Annotated in this window: 13 protein-coding genes; 10 read left to right on the forward strand and 3 right to left on the reverse strand. The window is 71.9% G+C overall.

What is annotated here, in order from left to right; genetic code table 11:
• The first annotated feature begins 38 nt into the window (after positions 1-38).
• The 5 genes from RWH45_RS08355 to RWH45_RS08375 all read left to right on the forward strand — a co-directional run bounded on the left by RWH45_RS08355 (position 39) and on the right by RWH45_RS08375 (position 5715).
• Entirely contained in the window at positions 39-1208 is a 1170-nt protein-coding gene (locus tag RWH45_RS08355) for an alpha/beta fold hydrolase (protein WP_315994412.1), read from the forward strand.
• 91 nt (positions 1209-1299) lie between these two features.
• Positions 1300-2346, forward strand: coding sequence for an acyl-CoA dehydrogenase family protein (locus tag RWH45_RS08360; protein WP_315994413.1), 1047 nt, complete (start codon positions 1300-1302; stop codon positions 2344-2346).
• On the forward strand, positions 2343-3737 hold the full coding sequence (locus RWH45_RS08365; protein WP_315994414.1) for a PIG-L family deacetylase: 1395 nt from the start codon (positions 2343-2345) through the stop codon (positions 3735-3737). Before RWH45_RS08360 ends, RWH45_RS08365 begins: the two co-directional genes overlap by 4 nt.
• Positions 3734-4453 carry a glycosyltransferase family 2 protein gene (locus tag RWH45_RS08370; RefSeq protein WP_315994415.1) on the forward strand — a complete coding sequence of 240 codons (720 nt, stop codon included), beginning with the start codon at positions 3734-3736 and terminating at the stop codon, positions 4451-4453. Before RWH45_RS08365 ends, RWH45_RS08370 begins: the two co-directional genes overlap by 4 nt.
• 86 nt (positions 4454-4539) lie before the next feature.
• Positions 4540-5715: a zinc-dependent alcohol dehydrogenase gene (locus tag RWH45_RS08375; RefSeq protein WP_315994416.1), complete on the forward strand. Its 1176-nt coding sequence runs from the start codon at positions 4540-4542 to the stop codon at positions 5713-5715.
• Positions 5716-5811: 96 nt separating this feature from the next.
• On the opposite strand, the gene RWH45_RS08380 is transcribed toward RWH45_RS08375, so the two are convergent.
• Positions 5812-7035, reverse strand: coding sequence for an ATP-grasp domain-containing protein (locus tag RWH45_RS08380; RefSeq protein WP_315994417.1), 1224 nt, complete (start codon positions 7033-7035; stop codon positions 5812-5814).
• Positions 7036-7153: 118 nt separating this feature from the next.
• Between RWH45_RS08380 and RWH45_RS08385 the strand changes: the two genes are divergently transcribed.
• From RWH45_RS08385 to RWH45_RS08395, 3 genes are read left to right on the forward strand one after another with little or no spacing between them, the layout of a single operon-like run.
• Positions 7154-8965 carry a circularly permuted type 2 ATP-grasp protein gene (locus RWH45_RS08385; RefSeq protein WP_315994418.1) on the forward strand — a complete coding sequence of 604 codons (1812 nt, stop codon included), beginning with the start codon at positions 7154-7156 and terminating at the stop codon, positions 8963-8965.
• On the forward strand, positions 8959-9891 hold the full coding sequence (locus RWH45_RS08390; protein ID WP_315994419.1) for an alpha-E domain-containing protein: 933 nt from the start codon (positions 8959-8961) through the stop codon (positions 9889-9891). The genes RWH45_RS08385 and RWH45_RS08390 overlap by 7 nt, the downstream gene beginning before the upstream one ends.
• A gap of 46 nt (positions 9892-9937) precedes the next feature.
• Complete coding sequence (locus RWH45_RS08395; protein ID WP_315994420.1) at positions 9938-10783, forward strand: transglutaminase family protein; 846 nt, start codon at positions 9938-9940, stop codon at positions 10781-10783.
• A 22-nt stretch (positions 10784-10805) separates the two neighbouring features.
• Here the strand turns inward: RWH45_RS08395 and RWH45_RS08400 are convergent, their stop codons facing one another.
• Positions 10806-11417, reverse strand: coding sequence for a TetR/AcrR family transcriptional regulator (locus RWH45_RS08400; protein ID WP_315994421.1), 612 nt, complete (start codon positions 11415-11417; stop codon positions 10806-10808).
• Positions 11418-11489: 72 nt separating this feature from the next.
• On the opposite strand from RWH45_RS08400, the gene RWH45_RS08405 reads away from it, so the two are divergent.
• Positions 11490-12962: a DHA2 family efflux MFS transporter permease subunit gene (locus RWH45_RS08405; protein ID WP_315994422.1), complete on the forward strand. Its 1473-nt coding sequence runs from the start codon at positions 11490-11492 to the stop codon at positions 12960-12962.
• Between the two features lie 21 nt (positions 12963-12983).
• Here RWH45_RS08405 and RWH45_RS08410 read toward each other — a convergent pair whose 3' ends face one another.
• The gene (locus RWH45_RS08410) at positions 12984-13994 is read right to left on the reverse strand and encodes a LacI family DNA-binding transcriptional regulator (protein WP_315994423.1); all 1011 of its coding nucleotides are present in this window, start codon (positions 13992-13994) and stop codon (positions 12984-12986) included.
• A gap of 144 nt (positions 13995-14138) precedes the next feature.
• On the opposite strand from RWH45_RS08410, the gene RWH45_RS08415 reads away from it, so the two are divergent.
• The gene (locus RWH45_RS08415) at positions 14139-15671 is read left to right on the forward strand and encodes a sugar ABC transporter ATP-binding protein (protein ID WP_315994424.1); all 1533 of its coding nucleotides are present in this window, start codon (positions 14139-14141) and stop codon (positions 15669-15671) included.
• Positions 15672-15675 lie beyond the last annotated feature (4 nt).

A 15675-nucleotide genomic window follows, 5' to 3' on the forward strand; every position in this document is an offset into this window, starting at 1 on the left:
CCGGGCCCACCCACGCTCCGCAGCGGTAGCGTTCCCCCATGCGTGAGAGCCTGCGGCACGTCCGGCGCCCGGCGGCCGAGGGCACGCCCGCCTTCGACCTGGCGTACGTACGGACGGGACCGCGCGGCGCGACCCCTGTCGTGATCATCCCCGGGGGCCCGGGACTGGCGTCGGTCCTGCCGTACCGCGGCCTGCGGCGACGGGCGGCCGGCGGCGGGCTCGATGTGATCATGATCGAGCACCGCGGCATCGGGCGCTCCCGCCGCGACCTCGACGCCCGCCCGCTCCCTCCCGCGGCGATGCGCATCACCGCCGTGCTCGACGACGTCGCGGCGGTGCTCGACGCGGAGGGCGTCGATCGGGCGGTGATCGTCGGCTCCTCCTACGGCAGCTACCTCGCGATGGCGTTCGGGGCGCGGCATCCGGAACGGGTCGCGTCGATGCTGCTCGACTCCGCTCTGCAGTCGGCCCACGACATCGACATCGAGCGCGCTGCCGTTCGAGGATTGTTCTGGGATGCCGACGACGACATGGCCCGCGGGGTGCGGCGTCTCGTGACGGCGGGGGTCTCGGAGCGCATCGTGCTCGACGTCGTCCGCGCCGCGTACGAGCTCGGCGGGACCGACCTCGTCCACCCGCTCGTGCGTCACGAGCCCGGTCTCGCGTGGCGGGCGCTGACCGCCTACGCCACGCGCGACGCGGAGATCGCCGACATCCCGCGCATCTACGAGTTCGACCTCGTGGGCACGATCGCCTTCCGCGAGTTGGGCTACGGGGGCACCCTCGACGGGCATCCGCTGGACCCGGTGCGCACCTACCTGCCCCTCGCCTCGCGCTACCCCGCCTTCGCGGGAGAGCCGTACGACCTGCTCGAGGCCGTGCGCGGGTTCGACTGGCCGCTCGTGGTGCTCTCAGGCGATCGCGACCTGCGCACACCGGCCGCGATCGCCGAGCGGGTGGTCGCGTCGGCTCCGGATGCCACCCTCGTGCGCCTCCACAACGGTCACAGCGCCCTCGACACCCATCCGATGGCACTCCTGAACGCCATCCGGCGGCTCGTGCGTGGGCAGCAGGCGGCTCTCCCCGGCGATGAGCCGGCGCTCGACCGGCTGCCGCGCACCGGTGTGTCGGCGTCGTTCCCGTCGCTTCTCGTGCAGATCGCGCGGCTGGACGCCCTGGTCCGCCGCCGCGTGCTCCGCCGCCGCTGAGCCGCGGCGCCGACGAGCGGCATCCGCTGTCCGTCGGCGGGTCGGTGTCAAGGCTCTGTCGTGAAACGTTCCCCGCGCCGAGGGTGGGTCAGTGACAGACGGCGACCATCCCCGCTTCCCCCTGCTCCTCGCGCCCGGCGCGGTCGATCTCGACGGCGTCCGTGAGGCTCTCGAGCGGGCGGATGCCGTGCAGACCCTCGGCACCGATCTCGCCGCCACGCTCGCCTGGGCGACCGGGGTCCCCCGGCCGCGGTCGCTCGCGGCGACCTGGGAGCTGCTCGCCGGGGTCGCCGCCCGCGACGTCGCCGCGGCCCGCATGCTCGAGCCGCATCTCGATGCCCTCGCCATCCTCGACGAGGCGGCCGCCGACGGGATCGTGCTCGACACCGAAACGGACGGTTCGTGGGGGGTCTTCGCGGCCGAGGGGCCGGGCGCGCGCCTCGAGGCGCGACGGGATGCCGGCACCTGGACCCTGCACGGGACGAAGCCCTGGTGCTCCCTTGCCGCCGACCTCGACCACGCGCTCGTCACGGCCTGGGTCGACGACGACCACCGGCAGCTCTTCGCGCTCGACCTGCGCGGCCCGGCCGTGTCGGCGCGCTCGGGACCGTGGCACGCCCGGGGCCTCGACCGGGTCGTGAGCGCCCCGATCGACGTCGACGGCGCGATCGCCGTCCCCGTCGGCGATCCGGGCTGGTACCTGCGCCGACCCGGATTCGCGCACGGCGGGGTCGGTGTCGCGGCGTGCTGGTGGGGCGGGGCGATGCCCCTGCGCGACGCGCTCGCCGCGGCCGCCGCGGGGGAGCGGGCCGATCAGCTCTCGCGCGTGCACCTGGGACGCGCCGATGCGGCCCTGTGGGCGGCGCGCGCCGTCCTGGTGGAGACGGCGACGGTGTTCGACGGCGGCGGGTCGGCATCCCCGGGTCTGCGCGCCACCCGCGCGCGCACGGTCGTCGTCGACGCCGTCGAGCAGACGATCGCCGCGGCCGCGCACGCCCTCGGACCGGCGCCGCTCGTCGCCGACGAGGCGCACGCCCGGCGGGTGGCCGACCTCCAGGTGTACGTGCGTCAGCATCACGCCGAGCGGGACCTCGCCCGCATCGGGTCCGACGTCGCCGCGGGGGACGGAGGGTGGTGAGCTTCGACCACCGCGATCCGGGGACCGCCGAGAGCGTGTGGAGCCCCGCCCTGCGGCGCGAGCTCCCGGCGCTCGCCCTCGACGTGGACCGGGTCATCGTCGTGGCCGCGCATCCCGACGACGAGACCCTCGGCGCCGCCGGCGTGATCGCGACGGCCGCCGCCCGCGGCATCCCGGTCGACATCCTCGTCGTGACCGACGGCGAGGGGTCGCACCCCGACTCGCCCACGCACAGCCCCGCGACCCTCGCCCTGGCCCGCCGCCGCGAACTGCGGGAGGCCGCGTCGATCGTGGGGATCGAGAGCGAGCCGGTGTTCCTCGGACTCCCCGACGGCGGCACCGACGACCACCGCGACGCGATCGCCGCGGCGGTGCTGCGCGCGGTCGACCGTGAGCCCTCCGACCGGGTGCTCGTGCTCTCGCCGTGGCGCGGGGACGGACACCGCGACCACCGGGTGGTCGGCGAGATCGTGGAGGACGTGTGCGCGGCGCGCGGGGTGCGTTCGCGCTCCTTCCCGATCTGGCTCTGGCACTGGGGCGGCGTCGACGACGTGCCGTGGGAGCGCGCGGAGCGCCTCGCCCTCGACGCGGCGGCTCGGGATGCCAAGACCCGCGCCCTCGACACGCACGCGAGTCAGCTCCAGGCGTTGTCGCCCGCGCCCGGCGACGAGCCGATGGTGCACGCGGGCATGCGCGCGCACTTCGAGCGCGACGGCGAGGTGTTCTTCGCCCCGGAGCCCGTCGCAGAACCGACCGCGCGGGACGCGATGGCGATGCCCGCCGCGCCCTCCGTCGGGCAGGACTACTTCGACGACATGTACGCGCGCCACGACGATCCGTGGGGGTTCGATTCGCGCTGGTACGAGCACCGCAAACGCGCAGCGCTACTCGCGGCGCTTCCGCGCCGGCGCTACCGGGCGGTGTTCGAGGCCGGCTGCGCGACGGGCGCGCTCACCGCCGAGCTCGCCGATCGCGCGGACCGCGTCATCGCCGTCGACCTCGCCTCCGCCGCGCTCGAGCGCGCCCGCGCGCGGCTCGCCGACCGTCGGAACGTCGAGCTGCGGAGAGCGACGCTGCCCGCCGACTGGCCGGAGGGGGCGTTCGAGCTCATCGTGCTGTCGGAGGTGGCGTACTACTGGGCGGGCGACGACCTCGAGCGGGGGCTCGCGGCGGCCGTGTCGACGCTGAGCGCCGACGGGCACCTCGTCGCCTGCCACTGGCGGCATCCGGTCGCCGAATACCCGCGGAGCGGCGACGAGGTGCACGCCGCGATCGGCGCCCGACCCGACCTCGTGCGCCTCGTGCGGCACGAGGAAGAGGACTTCCTGCTCGAGGTGTTCGGGCGAGCGGGTGCCCGATCGGTCGCGGCCGAGGCGGGCCTGCTCGCGTGACGGCGCTGGCGGTGGTCATCCCGGCCCACGACGAGGAGGCGCTGATCGGTCGGTGCCTGGCCTCGGTCGAGCGGGCGGTGGCGCACGCGCGCGAGCGGGACCCCGGGCTGTCGGCGGTGGTCGTGGTCGCCCTGGACGCCTGCACCGACACCACGGCGGCGCAGGTGCGGCGCCGCGGGATCGAGGCGGTCGAGCTCACGGCGCGGCGCGTGGGCACCGCCCGCCGCCTCGGCGTCGAGCGGGCCCTGAGCCTTCTCGGGAGCGACCCGGCGCACACCTGGATCGCGATGACGGATGCCGACACCACGGTGCCCCGCGACTGGATCACGCACCAGCTCGAGCTGATGGATGCCGGTGTCGATCTCATCCTGGGCACGGTGCGTCCCGACTTCGCCGATCTCAGCGCGCGGCATGCGGCGTACTGGCGTGCGACGCACCGGCGCGGTGAACCCGCCGGCAACGTGCACGGCGCCAACCTCGGCGTGCGCGCGAGCGTCTATGCGCGGGCCGGCGGGATCCCCGATCTGGCCGAGCACGAGGACGTCGCCCTGGTCCGCGCGGTGCGGGCCATCGGGGCGACGGTGCGCGCGAGCGACACCCACGAGGTCGAGACGTCGGGGCGGTTCACGGGACGCACCCCGGCGGGATACGCCGCGTTCCTGCGCCGCGTGCACGCGTGGGTGGACTCCCCACCACTGGCCGAGACCGGCGCCTGACCCACGAGGCGGGGGTTCGTCAACCACCTCGGCGGTCTTCCGGTCTCGCTGCAGACTAGCCGTCCCCCGGAACGAGAGGCATCACCATGAAGGCACTGACCTGGCAGGGCACCCGCAACGTGAGCGTCGAGGAGGTCCCCGACCCCGAGATCCTCGAGCCGACCGACGCGATCGTGAAGATCACCTCCACGGCGATCTGCGGCTCCGACCTGCACCTCTACGAGCTCTTCGGCCCCTTCATCGACAAGGGTGACGTGCTCGGCCACGAGCCCATGGGCGTCGTCGTCGAGGTCGGCTCGGCCGTGACGAACCTCGCGGTCGGCGACCGCATCGTCGTCCCCTTCAACATCTCGTGCGGGCACTGCTTCATGTGCCGCCGCGGTCTGCAGTCGCAGTGCGAGACCACGCAGGTGCGCGAGTACGGCAGCGGCGCGGCGCTCTTCGGCTACACCAAGCTCTACGGGCAGGTCCCCGGCGGTCAGGCCGAGTACCTGCGCGTGCCGCTGGCCGACTACAACCACATCCGCGTCGGCGACGACCTGCCCGACGACCGCTACCTGTTCCTCAGCGACATCGTGCCCACCGCCTGGCAGGGCGTGAAGTACGCGAACGTCCCCGAGGGCGGCACGCTCGCGGTGATGGGTCTCGGCCCGGTGGGGCAGTTCGCCGCACGCATCGGCGTGCATCTGGGCTACCGGGTGCTCGCGATCGAGCCCGAGCCGGAGCGCCGCGCGATGGCCGAGCGCCACGGCATCCTGACCTACGACCTGACCGACACCGTCGTCGACGAGCTCATCGACCTCACCGAGGGACGCGGGGCGGACGGCGTGGTGGATGCCGTCGGCATGGAGGCCCACGGCAACGGCGGGATCAAGCTCGCGCAGAACGCCGTCGGGCTGCTCCCCGACGCCCTCGCGCAGAAGCTCATGGACAAGGCCGGCCTCGACCGCCTCGCCGCGGTCTACGCCTCGATCGACCTGGTGCGCCGCGGCGGCACGGTGTCGCTGAGCGGGGTGTACGCCGGCGAGGCCGACATCCTGCCCATGAAGACGATGTTCGACAAGCAGCTGAACCTGCGCATGGGCCAGTGCAACGTCAAGCGCTGGATCGATGACCTGCTGCCGCTCGTCGAGGACTCCGCCGACCCGCTCGGCGTGATGGATCTGGTCACCCACCACGCCCCGCTGGAGGACGCCCCCGGTCTCTACGAGACGTTCCAGAAGAAGGAGGACGGCTGCATCAAGGTGGTGCTCCGCCCCTGATCCCGGGCGCGCGAGTCGCCAGGATCTGTCGCCCTGAACGCACCGGAAGCGACGATTCCTGGCGACTCGCGTGTACGTATCGCGGATGCCGGAGGGTCAGACCCGACCGGCGTGCACCGCCTCGAGCGCCTCGGCGTCCGCCGGGGTCATCCCCTCGATCGGCTCGCCGTTCCACACGATGTCGTCGCCGAGGGCCGCGAGGATCTCCTTGCGATCGCCGTGCGAGATCTTGGCGCCGTGCACGATGGTCGCGGGACTCCACAGCATCGCGGCGTCGTCCCACCACCCCGCGCCCACGTCACGGACGTGCAGCAGGTCGTGCAGCGTCTTCGGCAGGTGCTTCAGCGGCTCCGTGAATGCGTCGGCGAGCACGGCGAGGGTGATCTGCCGCTCCGTGCCGGGCACGGCCACGACCGGCTCGGCGAGCTCGCCCTGGATGGCCTTCGACACGTCGTCGGCCTCGAGCAGGATGACGCCGTTCGTCGGCCGCGGGTTGCACTCGATGATCTTGTAGTCGGGGGCCGTGGCGCTGCCGTGGTCGACGAAGTCGAACGAGATCTGTCCGGTGAAGCCCGGGTCGAGGGTGTCGACGAGCTGCTGCGTGTAGCGGAGCGTGTCGGTGCTGTCGACGGCGATGAACGCGATCGCGGTGGAATGCGCCCACTGCTCGGCGGCCTTGTACGTGGTGTGCGCCTGGACCTTGCCGTCGACGACGACGCTGTAGGTGCACACCATCGGTCCATCGACGAAGGGCTGCACGAGCCACGGCTGCTCGGGCGTGGGGACGCACTCGTCGACCGGGATCTTGCCCGCGAGCGGACCGGTGTTGGTCAGCAGGCCGACGCCGCCGCGCGAGAACGCCGCGCGGGCGAAGTAGCGCGGGAACGAGGCGATCGCCTCGCGCAGCTCCTCGGGCGAGATGACGACCACCGTCTCGGGGATGGGCACCCCGGCATCCTGAGCCAGGCGCTGGAAGCTCGCCTTGTCGTGCAGGCGCGCCAGATCGGCGAAACTGCCGGCGTACAGGCGCACGCGCGGGGGAAGGTCGGCCACGCGGGCGGCGAGGTAGAAGACCTCCTCGAACGTGGGGATGATCACGTCGATGTCGTGCTTCTCGACGTAGTCGCTCACCGCGGCGATGAAGGCGTCGGTCTCGAACCGCGGCGACGGGGTGGCGAGGTGTCCGGAGAGGAAGCGCGAGTGGTTGCCCACGGCGCCGTCGTAGGTGTCGCTCGCGAACACCGTGTGCCCGACGCTGCCGAGCTTGCGGATCAGGTCGAGGGCGAAGGTGTTACGGGAACTGGTGACGAGCACGCGCATGGAGGCACCCCTGGTCGTTGCGGCGGACGGTGGGCGTCACTCTATCCATCGGCTGTGCGGACGTGGGAGAGGTGTGGGGGAAACGTTCCCGCAACACGGTGCTGAGTAGAGTCTCAGCATGGGTGACCTGTTCGACGGTTACGGCTCCGCGCTGGCGCCGCGCAAGACCGCATCCGGCATCCCGGCGTACGACGAGATGTTCGGCGTCCCGGCCTCGCCCGGAGACGCCGCCCCCTCTCGCGAGGCGTACCGGGAGCTGTACCAGACGCTCGCGCAGATGACGCAGGAGGAGCTGCGCGGCCGCACCGAGTCACTGGCGAGCTCGTACCTGGCGCAGGGCGTCACGTTCGACTTCGCGGGCGAGGAGCGGCCCTTCCCCCTGGATGCCGTGCCCCGGGTCATCGCCTACGACGAGTGGTCGCGCATCGAGGCGGGCGTGAAGCAGCGGGTGCGCGCCCTCGAGGCCTTCCTCGACGACGCCTACGGCAACCAGCACTGCGTGCGCGACGGCATCCTGCCCGCGGGTCTCATCTCGTCGTCGCAGTACTTCTACCGCCAGGCCGCCGGCATCCGCAGTGCCAACGGCGTGCGCATCCAGGTGTCGGGCATCGACCTCATCCGCGACGAGCACGGCGAGATGCGCGTGCTCGAAGACAACGTGCGCGTGCCCTCGGGTGTCTCGTACGTCATCTCGAACCGCCGGGTCATGGCGCAGACGCTGCCCGAGCTGTTCGTGTCGATGCGCGTCCGCCCCGTCGGCGACTACCCCAACAAGCTCCTCGCCGCGCTCAAGGCGTCGGCCCCGCCCGGGATCGACGACCCGAACATCGTCGTGCTCACCCCGGGTGTCTACAACTCGGCGTACTTCGAGCACACGCTGCTCGCGCGTCTGATGGGCGTCGAGCTCGTCGAGGGACGCGACCTGCTGTGCATCGGCGGCAAGGTCTTCATGCGCACCACGCGCGGACCGCAGCGCGTCGACGTCATCTACCGCCGCGTCGACGACGACTTCCTCGACCCGCTGCAGTTCCGCGCCGACTCGATGCTCGGCGCCCCCGGCCTCATGCTCGCGGCGCGCCTGGGCAATGTCACCATCGCCAATGCCGTGGGCAACGGCGTCGCCGACGACAAGCTGCTCTACACGTACGTGCCGGATCTCATCCGCTACTACCTCGCGGAGGAGCCGATCCTCAAGAACGTCGACACCTGGCGGCTCGAAGACCCGGGCGCGCTCGAAGAGGTGCTCGATCGCCTGCCCGAGCTCGTCGTCAAGCCGGTCGACGGCTCCGGCGGCAAGGGACTCGTCGTGGGCCCCGACGCCTCGCCGGCCGAGCTCGACGCGCTGCGCAAACGCCTGCTCGCCGATCCCCGCGGCTGGATCGCGCAGCCGGTCGTCATGCTCTCGACCATCCCGACGCTGGTGGAGGACGGGATGCGACCGCGGCACGCCGACCTGCGTCCCTTCGCCGTCAACGACGGCGACGACATCTGGGTGCTGCCCGGCGGCCTGACCCGCGTGGCCCTCCCCGAGGGTCAGCTCGTGGTCAACTCGAGCCAGGGCGGTGGCTCGAAGGACACATGGGTGGTCGGCGGATCCGCGCCGTCTCACGTCGAGTACGGCCAGGGCAACGGCGTCTCGGGTCTCGTCGCCGACCAGGCGGCGGTGACCGAGGCGATCCCGATCATCTACGACGGTCAGCCCGCGCCCACCACCTCCCCGCGCGACCCGCGCCCGGGCTCCGGCAAGGAGCAGCAGGAACAGCAGCAGCAGGATGCCGGGGTGCAGCACGGCCCGCAGGCGGAGCAGCAGCAGCAGGCGCGCGAGGGGGTACCGGACCCTTCGACAAGCTCAGGGTGCTCGGTGCGCCCAGGGTCCTCTGTGCGCTCGGCCGCGCCCGCTGGTGACGGAGGGGAGCGGGGATCATGCTGAGCCGCATCGCGGAGAGCCTGTTCTGGATCGGGCGCTACATCGAGCGCAGCGACGGCACCGCGCGCATCCTCGACGTGCACCTGCAGCTGCTGCTCGAGGATCCCTGGATCGACGAGGACACCGCGTGCCGGTCGCTGTTGAGCGTGATGGGCTCGGCCTGGCCCGAGAACGTCGACTCGGTGCGCCGCGACGACGTGCTGGCCCGCCTCGCGGTCGACCGCATGAACCCGTCGAGCATCGCCTACTCGCTCACCGCGGCCCGCGAGAACGCCCGCCGCGCGCGCGAGATCGTCTCGACCGAGCTGTGGGAGATCCTCAACACCACGAATTCGCGGATGCCGCGGCGGCTGCAGACCGACAAGGTGCACGAGTTCTTCCAGTGGGTGCGCGAACGCGCCGCCCTGGCGATCGGCATCGTCGACTCGTCCACCAACCGCGACGAGGCGTGGCAGTTCTTCACCCTCGGCCGCAGCATCGAGCGCACCGACATGACGGCCCGCCTGCTCGCGACCCGGTCGCTCACCGAGGTGTCGGGGCCGTCGTGGACCACGATCCTTCGGTCGTGCGGCGCCTACGAGGCCTACCTGCGCACCTATCGAGGCATGCCGAGCGCCCGCAACGCGGCGGAGTTCCTGCTGCTCGACCGCCTGTTCCCGCGCTCGATCATCTACTCGATCCAGCGGGCCGAGGACTGCATGAGCGCGATCGACCCGCGCGCCGACCGTGTCGGGCACTCCAACACCGTGCTGCGGGCCCTCGGTCAGATCCGCAACGACCTCGAGTACCGGCCGGTCAGCGACGTGCTCACCGACCTGCCGGAGCACATGCAGCGCGTGCAGACGGTCACGCGCGAGGCGTCGGAGGCGATCCGCTCGCGGTTCTTCCCGACGCAGGCCGAGCCGAGCTGGATCGGGGAGATCTCATGATGGATGCCATGACCGCGGCGATCGCGACGACCCCGGGGGGTCTGCGATGAAGCGCCTGCGCATCGAGCACCAGACCGGCTTCGTGTACCCGGGCGACGTCGTCGCCTCGTACAACGAGGCGCGCATGCTCCCGCACTCCACCGACAGCCAGTTCGTGCTGAGCTCGTCGCTCGACATCGAGCCCTCCACCTCGGTCAACCAGTACGTCGACTACTTCGGCACGCGGGTCGCGGCGTTCGACGTCCTCTCGCCGCATGCCGCGCTCACGATCACGGCGCGCTCCTTGGTCGAGGTGCGCCCTCGACCGATCGAGCACGCCGACATCACGTGGGAGCAGCTCGCCGCCGAGGCGGACCGATCGATCTCGACGGTGGAGCAGTTGTCGCAGACCCGCCGCACCACCCCGCACGCCGAGGTGGCCGAACTGGCGCGGTCCATCGCCGCCCAACACGACCGTCCCGGCCCGGCCGCGCACGCCATCGCCGAGGCGATCGGGAACGCGATCGAGTACATGCAGGGCGTCACGGGCGTGACCTCCACGGCGATCGACGCGTGGGAGGCCCGTAAGGGCGTGTGCCAGGACATCGCGCACGTCGCCATCGGAGCGCTGCGCGAGGTCGGCATCCCGGCCCGGTACGTCTCGGGCTACCTGCACCCGAAGCCGTCCGCGGAGGTCGGCGAGGCGGTCACGGGCGAGTCGCACGCGTGGGTCGAGTGGTTCGCGGGCGACTGGCAGGGCTTCGACCCCACGAACAACATCGAGATCGGCGACCGTCACGTGCTCGTCGGTCGCGGCCGCGACTACAACGACGTCCCTCCGCTGCGCGGCGTCTACGCCGGCCCCGGCAAAAGCAACCTCAAGGTGAAGGTGACGATCACGCGCGAGACGTGACCGCCGCGGTCGTGTCGGCGAGTCAGACGGCGTCCGTCAGCCGGGCCCGCACCTCGCGGTGCAGACCTTCGAGCGTGCTCGCCTCGCCGCGGTCGTAGCGGCGCGCCCACTCGTCGAGGGTCGTCCGCATCTCGAGGCCGGCCACTCCGAGGGCCGTGCGCACGTCGAGCTCGGCGAGCCCGACCCGTTCGGCGATCTCGGGGACGAAGCGGTCGGCCGAGGTGACCTCCCGGCGCACGGCGGCGCCGAGCAGGGCGGGCTCGTGGGCGATGAGTCGCCGCACGCGTAGGTACCGTTCGCGCGCCTGGGCGTCGGCATCCAGGAGCTGGAGTTCACGGGCGAAGACGTCGCGCAGAGCCGAGAGGAGGGCGCGGATGCCGTCGCCGGCGTCGCCGACCCCCGCGAGGGCGTCGGCGAAGCGGCCGTCGTCGATGAAGACCGCGTCTTCCTTCGTGCCGGCGAGGCGGAAGAACGTGCGTGCGGACACGCCCGCGCGCGCGGCGATCTCGTCGACCGTCGTGCCCTGCACCCCCTTCTGCTCGAAGAGGTCGAGAGCGGCGGCGCAGATCTCGACGGCGGTCTCGCGGCGGCGGCGGTCGCGCAGGCCCTCGACGGGGGCCGCGGGAGTGCTCATGTCCGATACAGTAGTCCATGTCTTATTGGCAGTAACTGCCAACTTGTCGGAACCTGCTCAGATTGGTCGCCCATGGTCTCCACCGGAACCGTCCCCACCACCGCCACGCCGCCCGGCAGGAGCGGCGTCCGCCCCGGTGCGGTCATCGCCCTCCTCGTGGTCGCCGCCTTCGTCGTCATCCTGAACGAGACGATCATGGGCGTCGCCCTGCCCGAGCTGATGCGCGAGCTCGACATCGCCGCCGCCACCGCGCAGTGGCTCACCACGGCCTTCCTGCTCACGATGGCCGTGGTCATCCCCACCACCGGCTTCCTCATCCAACGCTTCCCGCTCCGCACGCTCTTCTTCACCGCGATGGGGCTGTTCACCCTCGGCACGGTCGTCGCCGCCGTCGCGCCGGGCTTCGGTGTGCTGCTGCTCGGGCGCATCGTCCAGGCGTCGGGCACGGCGATCATGATCCCGCTGCTGTTCACGACGGTGCTCAACGTCGTCCCCGCCCACCGGCGCGGGCGCATGATGGGCCTGATCTCGATCGTCATCTCGGTGGCCCCGGCCGTGGGGCCGACCGTGTCGGGACTCATCCTGTCGGTCTTCCCCTGGCGTGCGATGTTCGTCGTCATGGTGCCGATCGCCCTCGTCGCGATCGCGCTCGGCGCCCGCTGGGTGCAGAACCTCACCGAGACCCGGCGCGTCGCCCTCGACGTGCTCTCGGTGGTGCTGTCGGCCCTCGCCTTCGGCGGCATCATCTTCGGACTCTCCAGCATCGGCGAGGCCGCCGGCGGACACGCCCTCGTGCCCGTGTGGATCCCGCTCGTGGTCGGTGCGGTCGCGCTCGCCGCCTTCGTCGTCCGGCAGGTGCGGCTCGGCGCGACCGAACGCGTCCTGCTGAACCTCGCCGTCTTCCGCCACTCGACCTTCACCGTGGCCGTGATCCTGGTCGTCGTCGCCATGACCACCCTCTTCGGCGTGCTCATCCTGCTGCCGCTGTACCTGCAGAACGTCCTGGGCCTGGGAACCCTCCTCACCGGCCTCATGCTGCTGCCGGGCGGACTGCTCATGGGTCTCATGGCGCCGATCGTCGGCAACCTCTTCGACCGCTTCGGCGCGCGCCCGCTGGTGCTCCCGGGCGCGGTCGTCGCGAGCGTCGCGCTGTGGGGCTTCGCGACGCTCTCGGCCACGACGCCGATCGGCTTCGTCATCGCCGTGCACTGCGTCCTCAGCCTGGGCCTGGCGTTCATGTTCACCCCGCTCATGACCTCGGCGCTCGGCTCGCTGCCGCGTGCGCTCTACCCGCACGGCTCCGCGATCGTGTCCACCGTGCAGCAACTCGCGGGAGCGGCGGGCACCGCGGTGTTCGTGACCCTCATGACCGTCGGCGCCGCGTCGGCGGCCGGCGGGGGAGCGGGTGCCGTGGATGCGACGGCCTCCGGCATCCACACCGCCTTCTTCGTCGCGGCGTGCCTGTCGATCGCGGTGGTCGTGCTCGCGGCGTTCGTGCGGACGCCGAAGCAGGCCGAGGCCGTGGAGGGGATGCCGGCGCACTGACGCCGGCGCGGGGGCGTCGGGCTACGGCGCCCCCGTGGACGCTCGGGCGACGAGCTCCGGCGCGAACACCGTCTGCCGCGTCGGGCGCCCGGGATCGTCGGCCTCGTCGAGCAGGATGCGCATCGCCGTCCCCCCGATGAGCGCGCTCGGCTGGCGGACGGAGGTGAGCGGCACGGCCGCCGCGGCGGCGAAGGGGATGTCGTCGAAGCCGACGACGGCGATCTCGTCCGGCACGAGCATGCGGCCGTCGACGACCAGGCCCTGGAGGAGTCCGAGGGCGAGGAGGTCGTTGGCGGCGAAGACCGCGTTGGGGCGATCGGCGCGGTCGCGGGCCAGGAGCCGCCGCCCGGCGGCCACTCCTTCGTCGACCGTGAGCGCGTGGGTGGGGACGACCTCGAGCGTGGCGGGGTGGGCGCTGTTCTCGACCGCGCTGCGGGCTCCGGCGAGACGGTCCGTGACCTGACGGATGTCGAAGGAGCCGCCGACGAAGGCGATCCGGCGACGACCGCGCGAGAGCAGGTGCTCGGCCGCCAGTCGTCCACCGGCCACGCTGTCGACCGAGACCGACGAGAAGCGTCCGTCGCCGGAGAAGCGGTCGATCAGCACCGACGGGATGCCGCGGGCGCGAAGCCGCGTGAGTCGCGCGGTGACGTCGCCGAACGGCGCGATGAGCAGGCCCCGCACCATCTGCTGCTCGAACAGGTCGATGTACAGCGTCTCCCGGGCGGCGTCCTCGTCGCTGTTGCCGTGCAGGACGGCGAGACCGCGCGCGGTGGCCTCGTGTTCGGCGCCGCCCACGACGTCGGCGAAGAAGGGGTTGCGGCCGTCGAGTGCCACGAAGCCGACGGTCGTGCTCACTCCCGCGCGCAGTTGGCGCGCCGCGTCGTTGCGCACGTAGCCGAGCTGCTCGATCGCACTGTTGACGCGTTCGACCGACGAGGCGGAGACGGCGTCGGGGCGGTTGAGCACGTTCGAGACGGTCCCGACCGACACGCCCGCCAGGGTCGCGACATCGCGGATGCTCACCGACACGGCGCCTCCTCACGTCACGATCCGGTCTCGACGCGATCCCGACTTGACCACGTCGTCGGGCTCACCCTACAGTGACTGGCATCCGATCTGAAACGTTTCAGATTCGACCCGGGAAACCGGACCGACCCTCAATGAGGAGGCCGCATGGCTGACGCGATGGACGCGACCCACGCCCCGTCCGACCACGCCCTCGAGCTGCGCCGCGTGATGAAGTCCTTCGGCCCCGTGGTGGCCCTGCGGTCGGGGAGCCTCGTGCTCGACCGTGGTTCGATCCACGCGCTGATCGGCGAGAACGGCGCGGGCAAGTCGACGCTCGTGAAGATCATCGCGGGCCTCTACCGTCGCGACGACGGCGACTTCCTGCTCGACGGCGAGAGCGTCGATTTCGTCAGCACCGCCCAGTCGAAGGCCGCGGGGATCGCGGTCATCTACCAGGAGCCGACGCTGTTCCCCGACCTGTCGGTCACCGAGAACATCTTCATGGGCCGCCAGCCCACCGGCCGTCTCGGACGCATCGACCGCGCCGCGATGCGCGAGGAGGCGACGCAGATCTTCGCCCGCCTGGGCGTCGCCCTCGATCCCGATCGGGTGACCGAGGGGCTCTCGATCGCCGACCAGCAGATCATCGAGATCGCCAAGGCCATCTCGCTCGACGCTCGGGTGCTGATCATGGACGAGCCCACCGCGGCGCTCAGCGGCGTCGAGGTCGAGCGGTTGTTCGCGGTGGCGCGGAGCCTGCGCGACGAGGGCCGCGCCCTGCTGTTCATCTCGCACCGCTTCGACGAGGTCTTCGCCCTGTGCGACACCGTGACCGTCATGCGCGACGGGGCATACGTCCACACGACGCCCCTGGCCGACACGACGGTCGACGACCTCGTGCGGCAGATGGTCGGCCGCGACGTGACCGAGCTCTTCCCGAAGCTGCCGTCCACCCCCGGCGAGGTCGTGCTCGAGGTCGAGGGGCTCACCCGCAAGGGCGTCTTCCGCGACATCTCGTTCACGCTGCGCGCCGGCGAGATCGTCGGTCTCGCCGGACTCGTCGGCGCCGGGCGCAGCGAGGTCGCCCGCGCGATCTTCGGCGTCGACCCCTACGAATCGGGCACCGTGCGCCTCGCGGGCAGCATGCTGCCGAAGAACGCCGTGCGTCAGGCGACGGCACGCGGCCTCGCGCTCGTGCCCGAAGACCGCCGCAAGCAGGGGCTCGTCCTCGACGAGGGCGTCTCGCGCAACATCACCCTCGCGATCCGACAGAAGCTCTCGCGCTGGGGACTCCTGCGCAGCTCCGATGAGAACCGCGCGGCGCGCGAATGGGCGAGCCGCCTCGAGGTCAAGACGGCGGCCCTGGATGCCACGACGGGAACGCTCAGCGGCGGCAACCAGCAGAAGGTCGTCATCGGCAAGTGGCTCGCGACGCAGCCCAAGGTGCTGATCGTCGACGAGCCCACCCGCGGCATCGACGTCGGAACCAAGAGCGAGGTGCATCGCCTCCTCTCCGAGCTCGCGCAGCAGGGCCTCGCGATCCTCATGATCTCGAGCGAACTGCCCGAGGTCCTCGGCATGGCCGACCGCGTCCTCGTCATGCGCGAAGGACGACTGACGGGGGAGTTCGCACGAGCGGATGCCACCCCCGAGGCCGTCATGTTCGCCGCGACCGCCGAGGCGGGGGCATCGCTGTGAGCGC

The sequence above is a fragment of the Microbacterium galbum genome, from assembly GCF_032464915.1.
Taxonomy (GTDB): Bacteria; Actinomycetota; Actinomycetes; order Actinomycetales; family Microbacteriaceae; genus Microbacterium; species Microbacterium galbum.

Coding starts and splice junctions, on each gene's coding strand:
- RWH45_RS08385 (WP_315994418.1), top strand. CDS start 7,154: ATGGGTGACCTGTTCGACGGTTACGGCTCCGCGCTGGCGCCGCGCAAG.
- RWH45_RS08380 (WP_315994417.1), bottom strand. CDS start 7,035: ATGCGCGTGCTCGTCACCAGTTCCCGTAACACCTTCGCCCTCGACCTG.
- RWH45_RS08375 (WP_315994416.1), top strand. CDS start 4,540: ATGAAGGCACTGACCTGGCAGGGCACCCGCAACGTGAGCGTCGAGGAG.
- RWH45_RS08400 (WP_315994421.1), bottom strand. CDS start 11,417: ATGAGCACTCCCGCGGCCCCCGTCGAGGGCCTGCGCGACCGCCGCCGC.
- RWH45_RS08405 (WP_315994422.1), top strand. CDS start 11,490: ATGGTCTCCACCGGAACCGTCCCCACCACCGCCACGCCGCCCGGCAGG.
- RWH45_RS08355 (WP_315994412.1), top strand. CDS start 39: ATGCGTGAGAGCCTGCGGCACGTCCGGCGCCCGGCGGCCGAGGGCACG.
- RWH45_RS08395 (WP_315994420.1), top strand. CDS start 9,938: ATGAAGCGCCTGCGCATCGAGCACCAGACCGGCTTCGTGTACCCGGGC.
- RWH45_RS08390 (WP_315994419.1), top strand. CDS start 8,959: ATGCTGAGCCGCATCGCGGAGAGCCTGTTCTGGATCGGGCGCTACATC.
- RWH45_RS08415 (WP_315994424.1), top strand. CDS start 14,139: ATGGCTGACGCGATGGACGCGACCCACGCCCCGTCCGACCACGCCCTC.